This window comes from Pseudomonas sp. PDM21 (assembly GCF_014852505.2).
In the GTDB taxonomy this organism is placed as follows: Bacteria; Pseudomonadota; Gammaproteobacteria; order Pseudomonadales; family Pseudomonadaceae; genus Pseudomonas.
Genome location: NZ_CM181223.1, coordinates 3,160,887 through 3,175,836, shown reverse-complemented (window position 1 = coordinate 3,175,836; position 14,950 = coordinate 3,160,887). Strand labels below are relative to the sequence as shown.

Annotated in this window: 13 protein-coding genes; 9 read left to right on the top strand and 4 right to left on the bottom strand. The window is 62.6% G+C overall.

The annotated features are described in order from the left end of the window. Positions 1-13 precede the first annotated feature (13 nt). Positions 14-2,425, bottom strand: a complete 2,412-nt coding sequence (ftsK, locus tag IB275_RS14665; protein ID WP_192296184.1) for a DNA translocase FtsK — start codon at positions 2,423-2,425, stop codon at positions 14-16. Positions 2,426-2,646: 221 nt separating this feature from the next. Here ftsK and trxB point away from each other — a divergent pair, with 221 nt between their 5' ends. The 4 genes from trxB (at position 2,647) to infA (ending at position 5,400) form a co-directional block, all read left to right on the top strand. Then, positions 2,647-3,597, top strand: a complete 951-nt coding sequence (gene trxB / locus IB275_RS14660) for a thioredoxin-disulfide reductase (RefSeq protein WP_081520473.1) — start codon at positions 2,647-2,649, stop codon at positions 3,595-3,597. Positions 3,598-3,633: 36 nt separating this feature from the next. Continuing rightward, entirely contained in the window at positions 3,634-4,338 is a 705-nt protein-coding gene (gene aat / locus IB275_RS14655) for a leucyl/phenylalanyl-tRNA--protein transferase (protein WP_192296185.1), read from the top strand. A gap of 31 nt (positions 4,339-4,369) precedes the next feature. After that, on the top strand, positions 4,370-5,077 hold the full coding sequence (locus IB275_RS14650; protein ID WP_138215506.1) for an arginyltransferase: 708 nt from the start codon (positions 4,370-4,372) through the stop codon (positions 5,075-5,077). Between the two features lie 104 nt (positions 5,078-5,181). After that, a complete protein-coding gene (gene infA, locus IB275_RS14645; RefSeq protein ID WP_002553999.1) occupies positions 5,182-5,400 on the top strand; it encodes a translation initiation factor IF-1 in 219 nt (72 codons plus the stop codon). A gap of 85 nt (positions 5,401-5,485) precedes the next feature. Here the strand turns inward: infA and clpA are convergent, their stop codons facing one another. Both clpA and clpS read right to left on the bottom strand, forming a co-directional pair. After that, positions 5,486-7,759, bottom strand: coding sequence for an ATP-dependent Clp protease ATP-binding subunit ClpA (gene clpA, locus IB275_RS14640; RefSeq protein ID WP_081520476.1), 2,274 nt, complete (start codon positions 7,757-7,759; stop codon positions 5,486-5,488). 28 nt (positions 7,760-7,787) lie between these two features. Then, positions 7,788-8,150: an ATP-dependent Clp protease adapter ClpS gene (clpS, locus tag IB275_RS14635; protein ID WP_081520477.1), complete on the bottom strand. Its 363-nt coding sequence runs from the start codon at positions 8,148-8,150 to the stop codon at positions 7,788-7,790. Between the two features lie 228 nt (positions 8,151-8,378). Here clpS and cspD point away from each other — a divergent pair, with 228 nt between their 5' ends. Further along, the gene (gene cspD / locus IB275_RS14630) at positions 8,379-8,654 is read left to right on the top strand and encodes a cold shock domain-containing protein CspD (RefSeq protein WP_045214920.1); all 276 of its coding nucleotides are present in this window, start codon (positions 8,379-8,381) and stop codon (positions 8,652-8,654) included. A 73-nt stretch (positions 8,655-8,727) separates the two neighbouring features. On the opposite strand, the gene icd is transcribed toward cspD, so the two are convergent. Continuing rightward, positions 8,728-9,981 (bottom strand): NADP-dependent isocitrate dehydrogenase, encoded by a 1,254-nt coding sequence (icd, locus tag IB275_RS14625; protein WP_138526519.1) that lies wholly within the window; start codon positions 9,979-9,981, stop codon positions 8,728-8,730. A 357-nt stretch (positions 9,982-10,338) separates the two neighbouring features. On the opposite strand from icd, the gene IB275_RS14620 reads away from it, so the two are divergent. From IB275_RS14620 to hflD, 4 genes are all read left to right on the top strand, one after another. Further along, a complete protein-coding gene (locus tag IB275_RS14620; RefSeq protein WP_138215504.1) occupies positions 10,339-12,561 on the top strand; it encodes an NADP-dependent isocitrate dehydrogenase in 2,223 nt (740 codons plus the stop codon). A 104-nt stretch (positions 12,562-12,665) separates the two neighbouring features. Next, positions 12,666-13,109 (top strand): NUDIX hydrolase, encoded by a 444-nt coding sequence (locus IB275_RS14615; protein WP_192296186.1) that lies wholly within the window; start codon positions 12,666-12,668, stop codon positions 13,107-13,109. A 71-nt stretch (positions 13,110-13,180) separates the two neighbouring features. After that, complete coding sequence (gene mnmA, locus IB275_RS14610) at positions 13,181-14,308, top strand: tRNA 2-thiouridine(34) synthase MnmA (protein WP_192296187.1); 1,128 nt, start codon at positions 13,181-13,183, stop codon at positions 14,306-14,308. After that, positions 14,305-14,925, top strand: coding sequence for a high frequency lysogenization protein HflD (hflD, locus tag IB275_RS14605; protein ID WP_192296188.1), 621 nt, complete (start codon positions 14,305-14,307; stop codon positions 14,923-14,925). The genes mnmA and hflD overlap by 4 nt, the downstream gene beginning before the upstream one ends. Positions 14,926-14,950: the final 25 nt, after the last annotated feature.

Here is a 14,950-nt window from a genome sequence, read left to right as displayed (position 1 = left end):
CCTCGAAGTCGAATCAATCACGGATCGGGGCCGGCGCCATTACTTCGCGCGAGCCATTGGTATTCATCGGAGTAACCACACCGGCCATTTCCATAGCCTCGATCATCCGCGCGGCGCGGTTGTAGCCGATCTTCAGCTTACGCTGCACGGCGGAGATCGAAGCCCGGCGGCTTTCGGTCACGAAGCGCACGGCCTCGTCGTAGAGCGGATCGTCCTCGCTGCCCTCGCCGCCTTCGCCGCCACCGCCGCCTTCGAACGAACCGCCACCGCCTTCTTCGGCGCCGGCGAGGATGTCCTCGATGTAGTTCGGCGCGCCACGCAGCTTCCAGGCCTCGACAACGCGGTGTACTTCGTCGTCGGAGACGAAAGCGCCATGGACGCGAATCGGCAGGCCGGTGCCCGGCGGCAGGTAGAGCATGTCGCCGTGACCCAGCAGCTGCTCGGCGCCACCCTGATCGAGGATGGTGCGCGAGTCGATCTTGCTGGAGACCTGGAAGGCGATACGGGTCGGGATGTTCGCCTTGATCAGGCCGGTGATCACGTCCACCGACGGACGCTGGGTCGCCAGGATCAGGTGGATGCCCGCCGCACGCGCCTTCTGGGCGATACGGGCGATCAGCTCTTCCACCTTCTTGCCGACAATCATCATCATGTCGGCGAATTCGTCGACCACCACCACGATGGTCGGCAGGGTCTGCAGCAGCGGTGCTTCGTCTTCCATGCTCTCGCGGCGGTACAGCGGGTCGGTCAGCGGGGTGCCGGCCTCCTCCGCGTCCTTCACCTTGCGATTGAAGCCTGCGAGGTTACGCACACCCATGGCCGCCATCAGCTTGTAGCGGCGCTCCATCTCGGCGACGCTCCAGCGCAGCGCGTTGGCGGCCTCCTTCATGTCGGTGACCACCGGGCAGAGCAGGTGCGGAATGCCTTCGTAGATCGACAGTTCCAGCATCTTCGGGTCGATCATGATCAGCCGCGCCTCTTCGGGCGTGGACTTGAACAGGATCGACAGCAGCATGGCGTTCACGCCCACCGACTTACCGGAACCGGTGGTACCCGCCACCAGCAGGTGCGGCATCTTCGCCAGGTCGGTGATGATCGGGTTGCCGCCAATGTCGTGCCCCAGGGCCAGCGGTACAGTGGACTTGTGCTCGTCGTATTCCGGCGTCATCAGCACTTCGGAGAAGCGCACCATCTGCCGGTCTTCGTTGGGAATCTCGATGCCGACGGTGGTCTTGCCGGGGATGACTTCCACCACGCGCACGCTGATTACGGCCAGCGAGCGCGCCAGGTCCTTGGCCAGGTTGGAGATACGGCTGACCTTCACGCCAGCGGCTGGCTGGATTTCGAAACGGGTGATCACCGGACCCGGGTGCACGGACTCGACGATAACCTCGACACCGAACTCCTTGAGCTTGATCTCCAGCAGGCGCGACATGGCCTCCAGGGACTCGGGCGAGTAGCTCTGTTTCTTTTCCGACGCCGGGTCAAGGATCGATAGCGGCGGCAGCGTGCCTTCCACGGCGGTATCGACGAACAGCGGCGCCTGCTTCTCTTTCAGCACACGCTTGCTCGGCTCGGCCGGCTTGGTGGGCGGTGGCGGGACGTCGATCTTCGGCGCCACGCGCTTTTCGCGCTCCTGCACGCTCTTGACCAGCGCCTCCTCGCGCTCGATCAGGCGCTCCTTGACCTTGGCCTGCTCACGGCGGTCGGCAACGATGGGGGCGGCGACTTCGGCCACGCGTTCGTCGACTTCACGCAACTGGGCGACGAGCTGCTTGTGCTCGCTACGGGCGCTCCACCAGCGGTTGGTGGCGTTATGGATGAGCTCGAACAGATCGAGGGTGATCTTGCCGGTGACGTCCATCACCTTGAACCAGGACAGGTCGGCAAACACCGTCATGCCGAACAGGAACAGCGCCAGGAACAGCAGCGTACTGCCCTGCACATTCAGCGCATTGATGCCCAGTTGGCCAAGGCTCTCGCCCAGCGCCCCGCCAGCCGTGGCCGGCATATGAGCACCGCTGGTGTGGAAATGGATGTAAGCCAGCGCGGAGCCGGACAGGACCAGGAACACCAGGCCAATCAGGCGCCAGGAGAACAGCCAGCCGCTCCACTCCCAGGCCACGTGGCGCTTGCGGAAGACCTGATAGGTCTTCACCGCCAGCAGCAGCGGGAACAGGTAGGCGAAATAGCCCAGCACCATGAACAGGATGTCCGCGCTCAACGCGCCCAGGCGGCCGGCCGCGTTCTGCACCTGTTCGACGTGACTGGAGTGGCTCCAGCCCGGATCGGAGGAATCGTAGGTGAGCAGTGCCATCCAGAGGTAAAGGCAGAGCGCGCCGAGCGCGATCAGGGCCCCTTCCTTCAGACGGTAGTGCAATTGCTGGCGCCAGGCGGCGGCATGGCTTGCTGTGGTGTCCTTCAAAACGCTTCTATTCCTGCGCTATACGCGCGTCCGAGAGTCGTTGGGCCGCGAAACGGGCCTATTGTACGGCTTTGGCCGGCCGATGCCAGCGAACCCGGGTGTGCCTGACTGCGCTTTTGCCGGCTTTCCGGGGTTCGGTGTAGCATAGCCCAACACCGCTTTTCGGCTGCTCAATTGGAGCATGCATTCTCTTACGTGACAAAGGCTTATGGAGTCTTTTTATGAGTGAAGTCAAGCATTCGCGCCTGATCATCCTGGGCTCCGGCCCCGCGGGCTACACCGCGGCCGTGTACGCCGCGCGCGCCAACCTCAAGCCTGTTGTCATCACCGGCATCCAGCCCGGCGGCCAGCTGACCACCACCACCGAAGTCGACAACTGGCCCGGCGACGTCGAAGGCCTGACCGGTCCCGCCCTGATGCAGCGCATGGAGCAGCACGCCAAGCGTTTCGATACCGAGATCGTCTACGACCACATACACACCGCCGAGTTGCAGCAGAAGCCTTTCACCCTCAAGGGCGACAGCGGCACCTACACCTGCGACGCGCTGATCATCGCCACCGGCGCTTCGGCCCAGTACCTGGGCATGTCCTCGGAAGAGGCCTTCATGGGCAAGGGCGTTTCCGCCTGCGCCACCTGTGACGGTTTCTTCTACCGCAACCAGGTCGTCTGCGTGGTCGGCGGCGGCAACACCGCCGTGGAAGAGGCGCTGTACCTGTCCAACATCGCCAAGGAAGTCCACCTGATCCACCGTCGCGACAAGCTGCGCTCGGAGAAGATCCTGCAGGACAAGCTGTTCGAGAAAGCCAAGAACGGCAACGTACGCCTGCACTGGAATACCACCCTGGACGAAGTCCTGGGCGACAACATGGGTGTGATCGGCGTTCGCCTGAAGGACGCCGAAAGCGGCGAAACCCGCCAGCTGGACCTGTCCGGCGTGTTCATCGCCATCGGCCACAAGCCCAACACCGACCTGTTCAAGGGCCAGCTGGAAATGCATGACGGCTACCTGAAGATCAAGGGCGGCGCCGAAGGCAACGCGACCCTGACCAGCATCGACGGCGTGTTCGCCGCCGGCGACGTGGCCGACCACGTGTACCGCCAGGCGATCACTTCCGCCGGGGCCGGCTGCATGGCCGCGCTGGACGCCGAAAAGTTCCTCGACGACAACTGATCGGCGCAAGGGGAGGCTCACCCTCCCCTCCTCCCTATGCTCAAGTGGCTTTCCCGCAGCAATTTCGATTTTCCGCCCCTCGACAAGGCTCTGCACGAGCCCAACGGGCTGCTTGCGGCCGGCGGAGACCTCAACCCGCAGCGCCTGATCCAGGCCTATCGCCACGGCTGCTTCCCGTGGTACCAGGATGGCCAGCCGATCCTCTGGTGGTCACCGGACCCGCGCACTGTTCTGTTTCCTGAAGAACTGCACATCTCCCGCAGCCTGGCCAAGTTCATCCGCCAGCAGCAGTACCAGATCACCATCGACCAGGCCTTCGAGCAGGTCATCCACGGCTGCGCCGGACCACGCGATTATGCGGACGGCACCTGGATCACTACGCCGATGCAGGACGCCTACTGCCAACTGCACCGATTGGGTATTGCCCACTCAGCGGAAGCCTGGCACGGCAATGAACTGGTCGGCGGGCTTTACGGGCTAGCCATCGGTCGCCTGTTCTTCGGCGAATCCATGTTCAGCCGCGCCGACAATGCCTCCAAGGCCGCCTTCGTCGCCCTGGTACAGCGCCTGAAGGCCGCCGGTTTCGTGATGATCGACTGCCAGATGCCGACCCAGCACCTGCACAGTTTCGGCGCCCGCCCTATCTCCCGCCGCGAATTCGCCAGCTACCTGCGCCGTCATCTCGACGAAACACCCTCGCAGGACTGGACTTCGCAGGCGGACCCGCTCAGCCTGTCTTAAACTTGCCTGAGGGACCTCGCAGGGGTTAAAGATGACCGAGCTCGCCCGCCTGAAGTTTTACGCCACGCAACCGCATCCATGCAGCTATCTGCCCGAGGAGCAGGCCACCACCCTGTTCCTCGACCCCAGCCAGCCCATGGACGCGCAGTTGTACGCCTCGCTGTCCGAGGTGGGCTTCCGGCGCAGCGGCGAGCACCTATACCGGCCGCACTGCCAACACTGCACCGCGTGCATCCCGGCGCGCATTCCGGCCGCCGGCTTCCAGCCGAATCGCCAGCAGAAGCGCATCATCAAGCGCAACGCCGACCTGGAAGTCGTCCGCAAGCGCCCCGCCTTCACCGAGGAGTACTACGCCCTCTACATGCGCTACATCGAGCAGCGCCACGCAGACGGGGACATGTACCCACCCAGTCGCGACCAGTTCGCCACCTTCCTCGTGCGTGACCTGCCGTTCAGCTGCTTCTTCGAGTTCCGCCTCCACGGCAGACTGCTTGCCGTCGCGGTGACTGACGTCCTGCCCAACGGTCTCTCCGCGGTCTACACCTTCTACGACCCGGACGAAGAGCGCCGCAGCCTCGGCCGATTCGCCATCCTCTGGCAGGTCGCCGAGACCGAACGCCTGAACCTGCACGCCGTCTACCTGGGCTACTGGATCAAGAATTGCCGGAAGATGAACTACAAGACCCAGTACCGCCCGATCGAGCTTTTCGTGAACCAGCGTTGGGTAGCGCTGAACTGAAGCGAAAACAGCCATTGGCGTTGTGGGGCGATTTCAGGCACAATGTGTGCCTTTTTTAATGCCCTGAAACTTCAGGCAACCATAGATACCGAGGGTTCTACTGCATGTCGAAAGAAGACAGCTTCGAAATGGAAGGCACTGTCGTCGACACCCTGCCCAACACCATGTTCCGCGTGGAGTTGGAGAACGGGCACGTCGTTACCGCGCACATCTCCGGGAAGATGCGCAAGAACTACATCCGCATCCTGACCGGCGACAAAGTTCGCGTTGAACTGACGCCCTACGACCTGTCCAAGGGTCGCATCACCTACCGCGCTCGCTGACAGACGGTAGGTGCCGGCAAAAGCCGGCGCACAGAAGAACGCCCGGCAGTGCCGGGCGTTTTCGTTTGAGCCTGATTAATACTCGTCAGGCCGGTTCTGCGGCGATCACTTCGAACTCGAAGGCCAGCTCGCCATCCTTCAGATCCACATGGGCCACTCCGCCGTGCTCGGCCAGCTCGCCGAACAGGATCTCTTCGGCCAACGGCCGCTTGATCTTGTCCTGGATCAGCCGCGCCATCGGACGAGCACCCATCTGCGGATCGTAGCCCTTGTCGGCCAGCCAGCCGCGCGCCGAATCGCTGACCTCGATCTGCACGTGCTTGTCCTCCAGCTGCGCCTGCAGCTCGGTGAGGAACTTGTCGACGATGCTCTTGATGGTCTCGTGACTCAGGCGGCCGAACTGGATGATGGTGTCCAGGCGGTTGCGGAACTCCGGTGTGAAGCTCTTCTTGATCACTTCCATGGCATCGGTGGAGTGGTCCTGCTGCGTGAAGCCGATGGAAGCCCGCGCCGCAGTTTCTGCACCAGCGTTGGTGGTCATGATCAGGATGACGTTGCGGAAATCCGCCTTGCGCCCGTTGTTGTCGGTCAGAGTGCCGTGATCCATCACCTGCAGCAGCAGGTTGAAGACTTCCGGATGCGCCTTCTCGATCTCATCCAGCAGCAGCACACAGTGCGGCGTCTTGGTGATTGCCTCGGTGAGCAGGCCGCCCTGGTCGAAACCGACATAGCCCGGAGGCGCGCCGATCAGACGGGACACGGTATGCCGCTCCATGTACTCGGACATGTCGAAGCGCACCAGCTCCACACCCAACGCCTTGGCCAACTGACGAGCCACCTCGGTCTTGCCCACCCCGGTCGGACCGGAGAACAGGAAGGAGCCGACAGGCTTGTCAGGCGACTTGAGGCCGGCGCGTGACAGCTTGATGGCAGTGGACAGCGACTCGATGGCCGCGGCCTGGCCGAACACGGTCAGCTTCAGATCACGCTCCAGGTTACGCAGCAGCTCTTTATCGGAGCTGGACACGTGCTTGGGCGGAATCCGCGCGATCTTCGCGACGATGTCCTCGACCTGCGGCACTTCGATGCGCTTCACGCGCTTCTCTTCCGGCTGCAGACGCTGGTAGGCGCCCGCCTCGTCGATCACGTCGATGGCCTTGTCCGGCATGTGCCGGTCATTGATGTAGCGGGCAGCCAGCTCGGCAGCGGCACGCAGCGCTTCATCGCTGTACTCGATGTGGTGGTGCTGCTCGAAGCGCGGCTTCAGACCCTTCAGGATGCCGAAGGTATCCTCGACGGACGGCTCGGTGACATCGACCTTCTGGAAACGACGAGCCAGCGCGCGATCCTTCTCGAAGATGCCGCGGAATTCCTGGAAGGTAGTCGAGCCGATGCAGCGAATCTCGCCGGACGACAGCAGCGGCTTCAGCAGGTTGGACGCATCCATCACCCCGCCCGATGCCGCACCAGCACCGATGATGGTGTGGATTTCATCGATGAACAGCACCGCGTGCGGGCGCTTGCGCAGCTCATTGAGCAGCGCCTTGAAGCGCTTCTCGAAGTCGCCGCGGTACTTGGTGCCTGCCAGCAGCGCGCCCAGATCCAGGGAGTAGACGACACTGTCGGACAGCAGGTCCGGCACCTGGCCGTCGACGATGCGCTTGGCCAGGCCTTCAGCGATGGCAGTCTTGCCGACACCCGCCTCACCCACCAGGAGCGGATTGTTCTTGCGGCGACGAGCGAGGATCTGCGCGACGCGCTCGACTTCCGACTCACGACCGACCAGCGGATCAATGCGACCCTGGCGCGCCAAATCGTTCAGGTTGCTGGCATAGGCATCCAGCGGATGGCTGGAAGTGGAAGACTCGCCGCCCTCCTCGTCCTGCATCTCCTGCTCGCTGTCCTGATGCTCGGCATGACCCGGCACCTTGGAGATGCCATGGGCGATATAGTTGACCACGTCGATCCGCGCGACGCTCTGCTGCTTGAGCAGGAACACCGCCTGGCTTTCCTGCTCGCTGAAGATGGCGACCAGCACGTTGGCGCCGGTGACTTCGCGCTTGCCGGAACTCTGCACGTGGAATACGGCACGCTGCAGGACGCGCTGGAAACCCAGGGTTGGCTGGGTTTCGCGATCCTCGTCGTGCTGGGGGATCAGCGGCGTGGTGGAATCGATGAACTCCTGCAGGTCTCGCCGCAGTTTGTCCAGATTCGCACCGCACGCCTTCAGAACCGTTGCGGCAGCCTCATTATCAAGAAGCGCCAACAGCAAGTGCTCAACGGTCATGAACTCATGCCGCTTCGCCCGCGCCTCCTTGAAGGCGAGATTGAGGGTGACTTCGAGCTCTCGATTCAACATGACTTCACCTCGCTCCCAAACATCCGCATCAACCTTCTATCTCAATTTCGCACAACAGTGGATGTTGGCTCTCCCTCGCATATTGATTGACCTGCATGGCTTTGGTTTCCGCGACATCGCGGGTAAAGGTTCCGCAGTGCGCCTTGCCCTGGGTATGCACAGTCAACATGACCTTGGTTGCCTGCTCGCGGTTCATGTTGAAGTACAGCTCGAGCACCTCAACCACGAAATCCATCGGGGTGTAATCATCGTTGAACATGATGACCCGATACATGGACGGCGCCTTCAGGGCAGGTTTGGCTTCTTCAACCGCCAGCCCCGTCCCGTCGTCTTCCATTGGATCCGGGCGGTCCTGATTGAATGTTAGTCGAATCTGGCTACTTGCATGCATGCTGGAATAAAAGCTTTGCGAGTGGGTGAATGAGTGGGCCGGCCGGAGTTTGAATCGCCTCTCAGGCCCAGACGACGCCGCCTTGACTAACGGCAAAAGGGTGTTACAACCAAAGGATACCCCCCGGAGGGTATCAGGAGTTCCGGACGCCAGTCTTCAGAAAAAGGCATAGCGGAATAGTAGTGGATGATACTCCAGCGATGGAGTCCTTTGCAGAGGGATATCAGCATGCTTAGCGGTAAGGTCAAGTGGTTCAACAACGCCAAGGGCTACGGTTTCATCCTGGCTGATGGCCGAGATGAGGACCTGTTTGCTCATTACTCGGCAATCCAGATGGATGGCTACAAGACTCTCAAGGCCGGCCAACCCGTCAGTTTCGAGATCCTGCAAGGTCCGAAGGGGTTGCACGCGGTGAACATCCAGCCCGTCAACGCCAATGCATCCACCCCGTCCGCGCAGACTGCCCCGAGCAGCGAGGTAGAGAACCTCACGGCGGAAGCCTGATTCGTCAAGGATCAGACGAAACGAAAAAGGCCGGCAGCAAGCCGGCCTTTTTCATGGGCGACGAATCACCCGGTTACATCTTGGCGATGATCGCGTCGCCGAACTCGGAGCACGACAGCAGCTTGGCACCGTCCATCAGTCGCTCGAAGTCGTAGGTCACGGTTTTCGCGGCGATGGCGCCGTTCACACCATCGATGATCAAGTCGGCCGCTTCCGGCCAGCCCATGTGGCGCAGCATCATCTCGGCAGAGAGGATCACCGAGCCCGGGTTGACCTTGTCCAGGCCGGCGTACTTGGGTGCAGTGCCGTGGGTGGCCTCGAACATGGCCACCGAGTCGGACAGGTTCGCGCCCGGCGCGATGCCGATGCCACCCACTTCCGCCGCCAGCGCGTCGGACAGGTAATCACCATTGAGGTTGAGCGTGGCGATCACGTCGTACTCTGCCGGGCGCAGCAGGATCTGCTGCAGCATGGCGTCTGCGATCACGTCCTTCACCACGATATTCTTGCCAGTAGCCGGGTTCTTGAACTGCATCCACGGGCCGCCATCGAGCAACTGCGCACCGAACTCGTCACGGGCAAGCTCATAGCCCCAGTCCTTGAAGGCACCCTCGGTGAATTTCATGATGTTGCCTTTATGGACGATGGTGACCGAGCTTCGGTCATTGTCCACGGCGTACTGCAGGGCCTTGCGCACCAGGCGCTTGGTGCCCTCCTGGGAGACCGGCTTGATGCCGATGCCGCAGTTTTCGGTGAAGCGGATCTTCTTGACGCCCATTTCCTCGGTGAGGAACTTGATGACCTTCTGGGCCTCGGGAGTGCCGGCCTTCCACTCGACGCCCGCATAGATGTCTTCGGAGTTCTCGCGGAAGATCACCATGTCCACGTCACCAGGCTTTTTCACCGGGCTCGGCACACCTTCGAACCAGCGCACCGGGCGCAGGCAGACATAAAGGTCGAGTTGCTGGCGCAGCGCCACGTTCAGAGAGCGAATACCACCGCCCACCGGAGTGGTCAGCGGGCCCTTGATCGATACGACGTAGTCGCGAACGGCATCCAGGGTTTCCTGGGGCAGCCAGGTATCCTGGTCGTAGACCTGAGTGGCTTTCTCGCCGGCATAGACTTCCATCCACGCGATCTTGCGGTCGCCTTTGTAGGCTTTCTCGACGGCAGCGTCGACGACCTTGATCATGACCGGGCTGATATCGACGCCAATGCCATCACCCTCGATAAAGGGGATGATCGGGTTCTTCGGTACATTCAAGGACATATCGGCGTTGACGGTGATTTTGTCACCGGCCGGCACCTGGATCTTTTGGTATCCCATGCTGAACTCCGCTTTTTGATTGAAACCCTCTTGCAGCCACTGAGGGTAGCTCACAAGTCGGTAATCGAACTACATCATTCCTTAGTCTAAAAAAGGGACACGCTTCACCCTGCCTTTAGGGTGGTATACTGGCCGGCATGACTTAATGGTCATCGAGGTCCGAGCAGTCTGGGACCAGACTCTCTCCTCGCAGCGGCGCACGTCCTCACCAGGATCCCGCCGTACAACGCTCTACTGGCGCCCCAATATCCCCGCGGCAAATCTCGAAGGTCGGTCAACCACTTCGCTGACCGCAAGCGTGTACCAACGCGATTCGAGACTCTGTGCGCGCCCAGCAAAGAAGAGAGTTAGAACGAGATGTCCATCCGCTCGAAGATCACCTACACCTTCACCGACGAAGCACCCGCCCTTGCCACCTATTCGCTTCTTCCTATCGTAAAAGCCTTTGCCGCTTCCGCCGGCATCGACGTCGAGACCCGCGACATCTCTCTTTCGGGCCGTATCCTGGCCTCCTTCGCTGACAAGCTCGGCGACAAGGCGATCGAAGACGATCTGGCCTACCTGGCCGTACTGGCCACCGACTCCAAAGCCAACATCATCAAGCTGCCGAACATCTCCGCTTCGGTACCGCAGCTCAAGGGCGCCATCGCCGAGCTGCAGAAGCTGGGCTACGCCGTTCCGGACTTCCCGGAAGATCCGCAGACCGACGCCGAGAAAGACACCCGCGCCCGCTACGCCAAGGTCCTGGGCAGCGCCGTGAACCCGGTCCTGCGTGAAGGCAACTCCGACCGCCGCGCCCCGGCTGCCGTGAAAGCCTACGCTCGCAAGCACCCGCACAGCATGGGCAAGTGGAGCATGGCTTCGCGTTCCCACGCCGACTACATGCGTGGCGGCGACTTCTTCTCCAGCGAGCAGTCGGTCACCATCCCGAAGGCCGGTGAAGTCCGCATCGAGTTCGTCGGCAAGGACGGCAAGGTCGAGACCAAGAAGACCCTGAAGATGCAGGACGGCGAAGTCCTCGACAGCATGTTCATGAGCTGCAGCAAACTGCGCGCCTTCTTCGAGAAGACCCTGCAGGACTGCAAGGAAACCGGCGTCATGTGGTCCCTGCACGTCAAGGCCACCATGATGAAGATCTCCCACCCGATCGTCTTCGGCCACGCCGTCACCGTCTACTACAAGGACGTGTTCGAGAAGTACGGCCAGCTGTTCGAAGAGCTGGGCGTGAACCCGAACAACGGCATCTCCAGCGTCTACGACAAGATCAAGTCGCTGCCAGCCTCGCAGCAGGAAGAAATCCTGCACGACATCCACGAGGTATACAGCCACCGCCCGGAAATGGCGATGGTCGACTCGGTCAAGGGCATCACCAACCTGCACATCCCCAGCGACGTGATCGTCGACGCCTCCATGCCGGCCATGATCCGCAACTCGGGTCAGATGTGGGGCAAGGACGGCAAGCAGAAAGACACCAAAGCGGTAATGCCGGAAAGCACCTACGCCCGCATCTACCAGGAAATGATCAACTTCTGCAAAACCAACGGCGCGTTCGACCCGACCACCATGGGCAGCGTACCGAACGTCGGCCTGATGGCGCAGAAAGCCGAGGAATACGGCTCCCACGACAAGACCTTCGAACTGGAAGCTGACGGCGTGATGCGCGTTGTCGATGCCGACGGCAAGGTCCTGATGCAGCACGAAGTTCAAGCCGGCGACATCTGGCGCGCCTGCCAGACCAAGGACGCCCCGATCCGCGACTGGGTCAAGCTGGCCGTTACCCGCGCCCGCGCCTCCAACACCCCGGCCATCTTCTGGCTGGACCCGGAGCGCGCCCACGACAACGAGCTGCGCAAGAAGGTCGAGCTGTACCTGAAAGACCACGACCTGACCGGTCTGGACATCAGCGTCAAAGGCTACAACGAAGCCATCCGCACCAGCATGGAGCGTCAGCTGCGCGGCCTGGACACCATCTCGGTGACCGGTAACGTCCTGCGCGACTACCTGACCGACCTGTTCCCGATCATGGAACTGGGCACCTCGGCCAAGATGCTCTCCATCGTTCCGCTGATGGCGGGCGGCGGCATGTACGAAACCGGCGCCGGCGGCTCGGCTCCGAAACACGTACAGCAGCTGGTGGAAGAGAACTACCTGCGCTGGGATTCCCTGGGCGAGTTCCTGGCCCTGGCCGTCTCCTTCGAGGAAGAAGGCATCAAGACCGACAACGCCAAGGCCAAGGTGCTGGGCAAGACCCTGGACATCGCCACCGGCAAGCTGCTCGACAACAACAAGTCGCCGTCGCGCAAGATCGGTGAGATCGACAACCGCGGCAGCCACTTCTACCTGGCCATGTACTGGGCCCAGGCCCTGGCCGAGCAGAACGACGACGCCGAGCTGAAGGCTCACTTCGCAGGCCTGGCCAAGACCCTGACCGAGAAGGAAGCGGCCATCGTCGCCGAACTCAACGGCGTACAGGGCAAGCCGGCGGAAATCGGTGGTTACTACCGTTCCGACGCGGAGCTGACCAGCAAGGTCATGCGCCCGAGCGCGACCTTCAACGCCGCGATCGACGCACTGGCGTAAGCCATTTCGCGTGACACCAGAACCCCCGGGCCTTCCCGGGGGTTCTGCCTTCTGCGCCCCGCCACGTTAAACTCGCGCCCTTTCGCCCCAACGAGATCATCACCATGCGCTGGCTAGCACACGTCACCGTCGCCACCATCGTCGAAGACCAGGGCCGCTTCCTGCTGGTGGAAGAAATGTCCGCTGACAAAAAGCAGGTGTTCAATCAGCCCGCCGGCCACCTGGAGGCCAACGAAACCCTGCTAGAGGCCGCCGTGCGCGAAACCCTCGAGGAAACCGGCTGGGACGTAGAGCTGACCGCCGTCACCGGCATTTATCTGTACACCGCACCGAGCAACGGCGTGACCTACCAGCGCGTCTGTTTCGCCGCGCGCCCCCTGCGCCATCATCCCGAGCGCGACCTCGACGACGGCATCCTCGGCGCCCGCTGGATGACCCGCGACGAGCTGGCCGCACAGCCCGATCGCTGGCGCAGCCATCTGGTACTGCGCTGCATCGACGACTACCTCACAGGTGAGCACTTCCCGCTGGCCCTGATCCGCGACTGAGCCAAGCCCGAGCCTCTGCCGCTCGGCTCTGGTAGAATCGTCCTCTTTACCTGCGTTCGTGACCCGCTGCCATGTCTAGCTCATCCAAAGCCCCTCAGAACACCCGTGTCATCGTCGGCATGTCCGGCGGCGTGGACTCCTCCGTCTCCGCCCTCCTCCTCAAGGAGCAGGGTTACCAGGTGGAAGGACTGTTCATGAAGAACTGGGAAGAGGACGACGGCACCGAATACTGCACCGCCATGACCGACCTCGCCGACGCCCAGGCCGTCTGCGACCGTATCGGCATCAAGCTGCACACCGCCAACTTCGCCGCGGAATACTGGGACAACGTCTTCGAGCACTTCCTCGAGGAATACAAGGCCGGCCGCACGCCGAACCCGGACATCCTCTGCAACCGCGAAATCAAGTTCAAAGCCTTCCTCGACTACGCCGTCGCCCTGGGCGCCGACCTGATCGCCACCGGGCACTACGTGCGCCGCCGCGACATCGACGGCCGCAGCGAACTGCTCAAGGGTCTGGACCCGAACAAGGACCAGAGCTACTTCCTCCACGCCGTGGGCGGCGAGCAGATCGGCAAGACCCTGTTCCCGGTCGGCGAACTGGAAAAGCCCGAGGTCCGCGCCATCGCCGAGAAATACGGCCTGGCCACCGCGAAGAAAAAGGACTCCACCGGCATCTGCTTCATCGGCGAGCGCCGCTTCAGCGACTTCCTCAAGCAGTACCTGCCGGCCCAGCCGGGGAACATCGAGACCACCGACGGCACCGTCATCGGCAAGCACGTCGGCCTGATGTACCACACCATCGGCCAGCGCCAGGGCCTGGGCATCGGCGGCCTGAAGAATGCCGACGACAGCCCCTGGTACGTGCTGGAGAAGGACCTGGTGCGCAACGTCCTGGTCGTCGGCCAGGGCAACGACCACCCATGGTTGTTCTCCCGCGCCCTGCACGCCTCGCACATCTATTGGGTCAACCCCATCGAACTGGACCAGCCCAAGGCCCTGCGCGCCAAGGTGCGCTACCGCCAGGCCGACCAGGACTGCGTGCTGGAACGTACCGAGAACGGCTACCGCGCCGTCTTCGACGAGCCGCAGCGCGCCGTCACCCCGGGCCAGTCCGTCGTCTTCTATGACGGCGAAGTCTGCCTTGGGGGCGGCGTCATCGAATCCGCTGAACCCGCGTTCGCTAAGGACCGTAAATGAGCGATCTGCACGACCAGATCATCGCCCTCTCCGGCGTCTTCGAAGCCGCCTCCCTGGTAGACCGCCTCGCCCGCACCGGGCAGATCCCCGAAGCGCCGCTGGGCTGCATGCTCGGCAGCCTGCTGGTGCGCGACCCGAAGACCACCCTCGACGTCTACGGCGGCGACACCGCCAACCTGCGCGAGGGCTTCCGCGCCCTGGTCAGCGCCCTCGAGCGCGACCCCAGCAGCCTGCAGCGCGAGCCGCTGCGCTACGCCCTGTCGCTGATCGGCCTGGAACGCCAGCTCAACAAGCGTCCCGACATGCTCGACATCATGGGCACCCGCCTGGACCAGGTTCAGCAGCAGGTGCAGCACTTCGGCCTGGTCCACGAGAACGTCATCGCCTCCTGCGCCGGACTTTACCAGGACACCCTGAGCACCTTCCGCCAGCGCATCCAGGTGCACGGCGACATGCGCCACCTGCAGATCAACGCCAACGCCGCGCGCATCCGCGCCCTGCTGCTGGCCGGCATCCGCTCCGCGCGCCTGTGGCGACAGCTCGGCGGCAACCGCTGGCAGATGCTCTTCAGCCGGAAGAAAATGCTGAACGAGCTGCGCCCCCTGCTGCGCGGCTGAAACACGTCCTTCCGGTCGTCGCAAG

What these genes read in the sequence shown, in the direction of transcription:
- trxB (WP_081520473.1), top strand. Translation starts at nt 2,647, where the DNA reads ATGAGTGAAGTCAAGCATTCGCGCCTGATCATCCTGGGCTCCGGCCCC.
- aat (WP_192296185.1), top strand. Translation starts at nt 3,634, where the DNA reads ATGCTCAAGTGGCTTTCCCGCAGCAATTTCGATTTTCCGCCCCTCGAC.
- IB275_RS14650 (WP_138215506.1), top strand. Translation starts at nt 4,370, where the DNA reads ATGACCGAGCTCGCCCGCCTGAAGTTTTACGCCACGCAACCGCATCCA.
- infA (WP_002553999.1), top strand. Translation starts at nt 5,182, where the DNA reads ATGTCGAAAGAAGACAGCTTCGAAATGGAAGGCACTGTCGTCGACACC.
- clpA (WP_081520476.1), bottom strand. Translation starts at nt 7,759, where the DNA reads ATGTTGAATCGAGAGCTCGAAGTCACCCTCAATCTCGCCTTCAAGGAG.
- clpS (WP_081520477.1), bottom strand. Translation starts at nt 8,150, where the DNA reads ATGCATGCAAGTAGCCAGATTCGACTAACATTCAATCAGGACCGCCCG.
- cspD (WP_045214920.1), top strand. Translation starts at nt 8,379, where the DNA reads ATGCTTAGCGGTAAGGTCAAGTGGTTCAACAACGCCAAGGGCTACGGT.
- icd (WP_138526519.1), bottom strand. Translation starts at nt 9,981, where the DNA reads ATGGGATACCAAAAGATCCAGGTGCCGGCCGGTGACAAAATCACCGTC.
- IB275_RS14620 (WP_138215504.1), top strand. Translation starts at nt 10,339, where the DNA reads ATGTCCATCCGCTCGAAGATCACCTACACCTTCACCGACGAAGCACCC.
- IB275_RS14615 (WP_192296186.1), top strand. Translation starts at nt 12,666, where the DNA reads ATGCGCTGGCTAGCACACGTCACCGTCGCCACCATCGTCGAAGACCAG.
- mnmA (WP_192296187.1), top strand. Translation starts at nt 13,181, where the DNA reads ATGTCTAGCTCATCCAAAGCCCCTCAGAACACCCGTGTCATCGTCGGC.
- hflD (WP_192296188.1), top strand. Translation starts at nt 14,305, where the DNA reads ATGAGCGATCTGCACGACCAGATCATCGCCCTCTCCGGCGTCTTCGAA.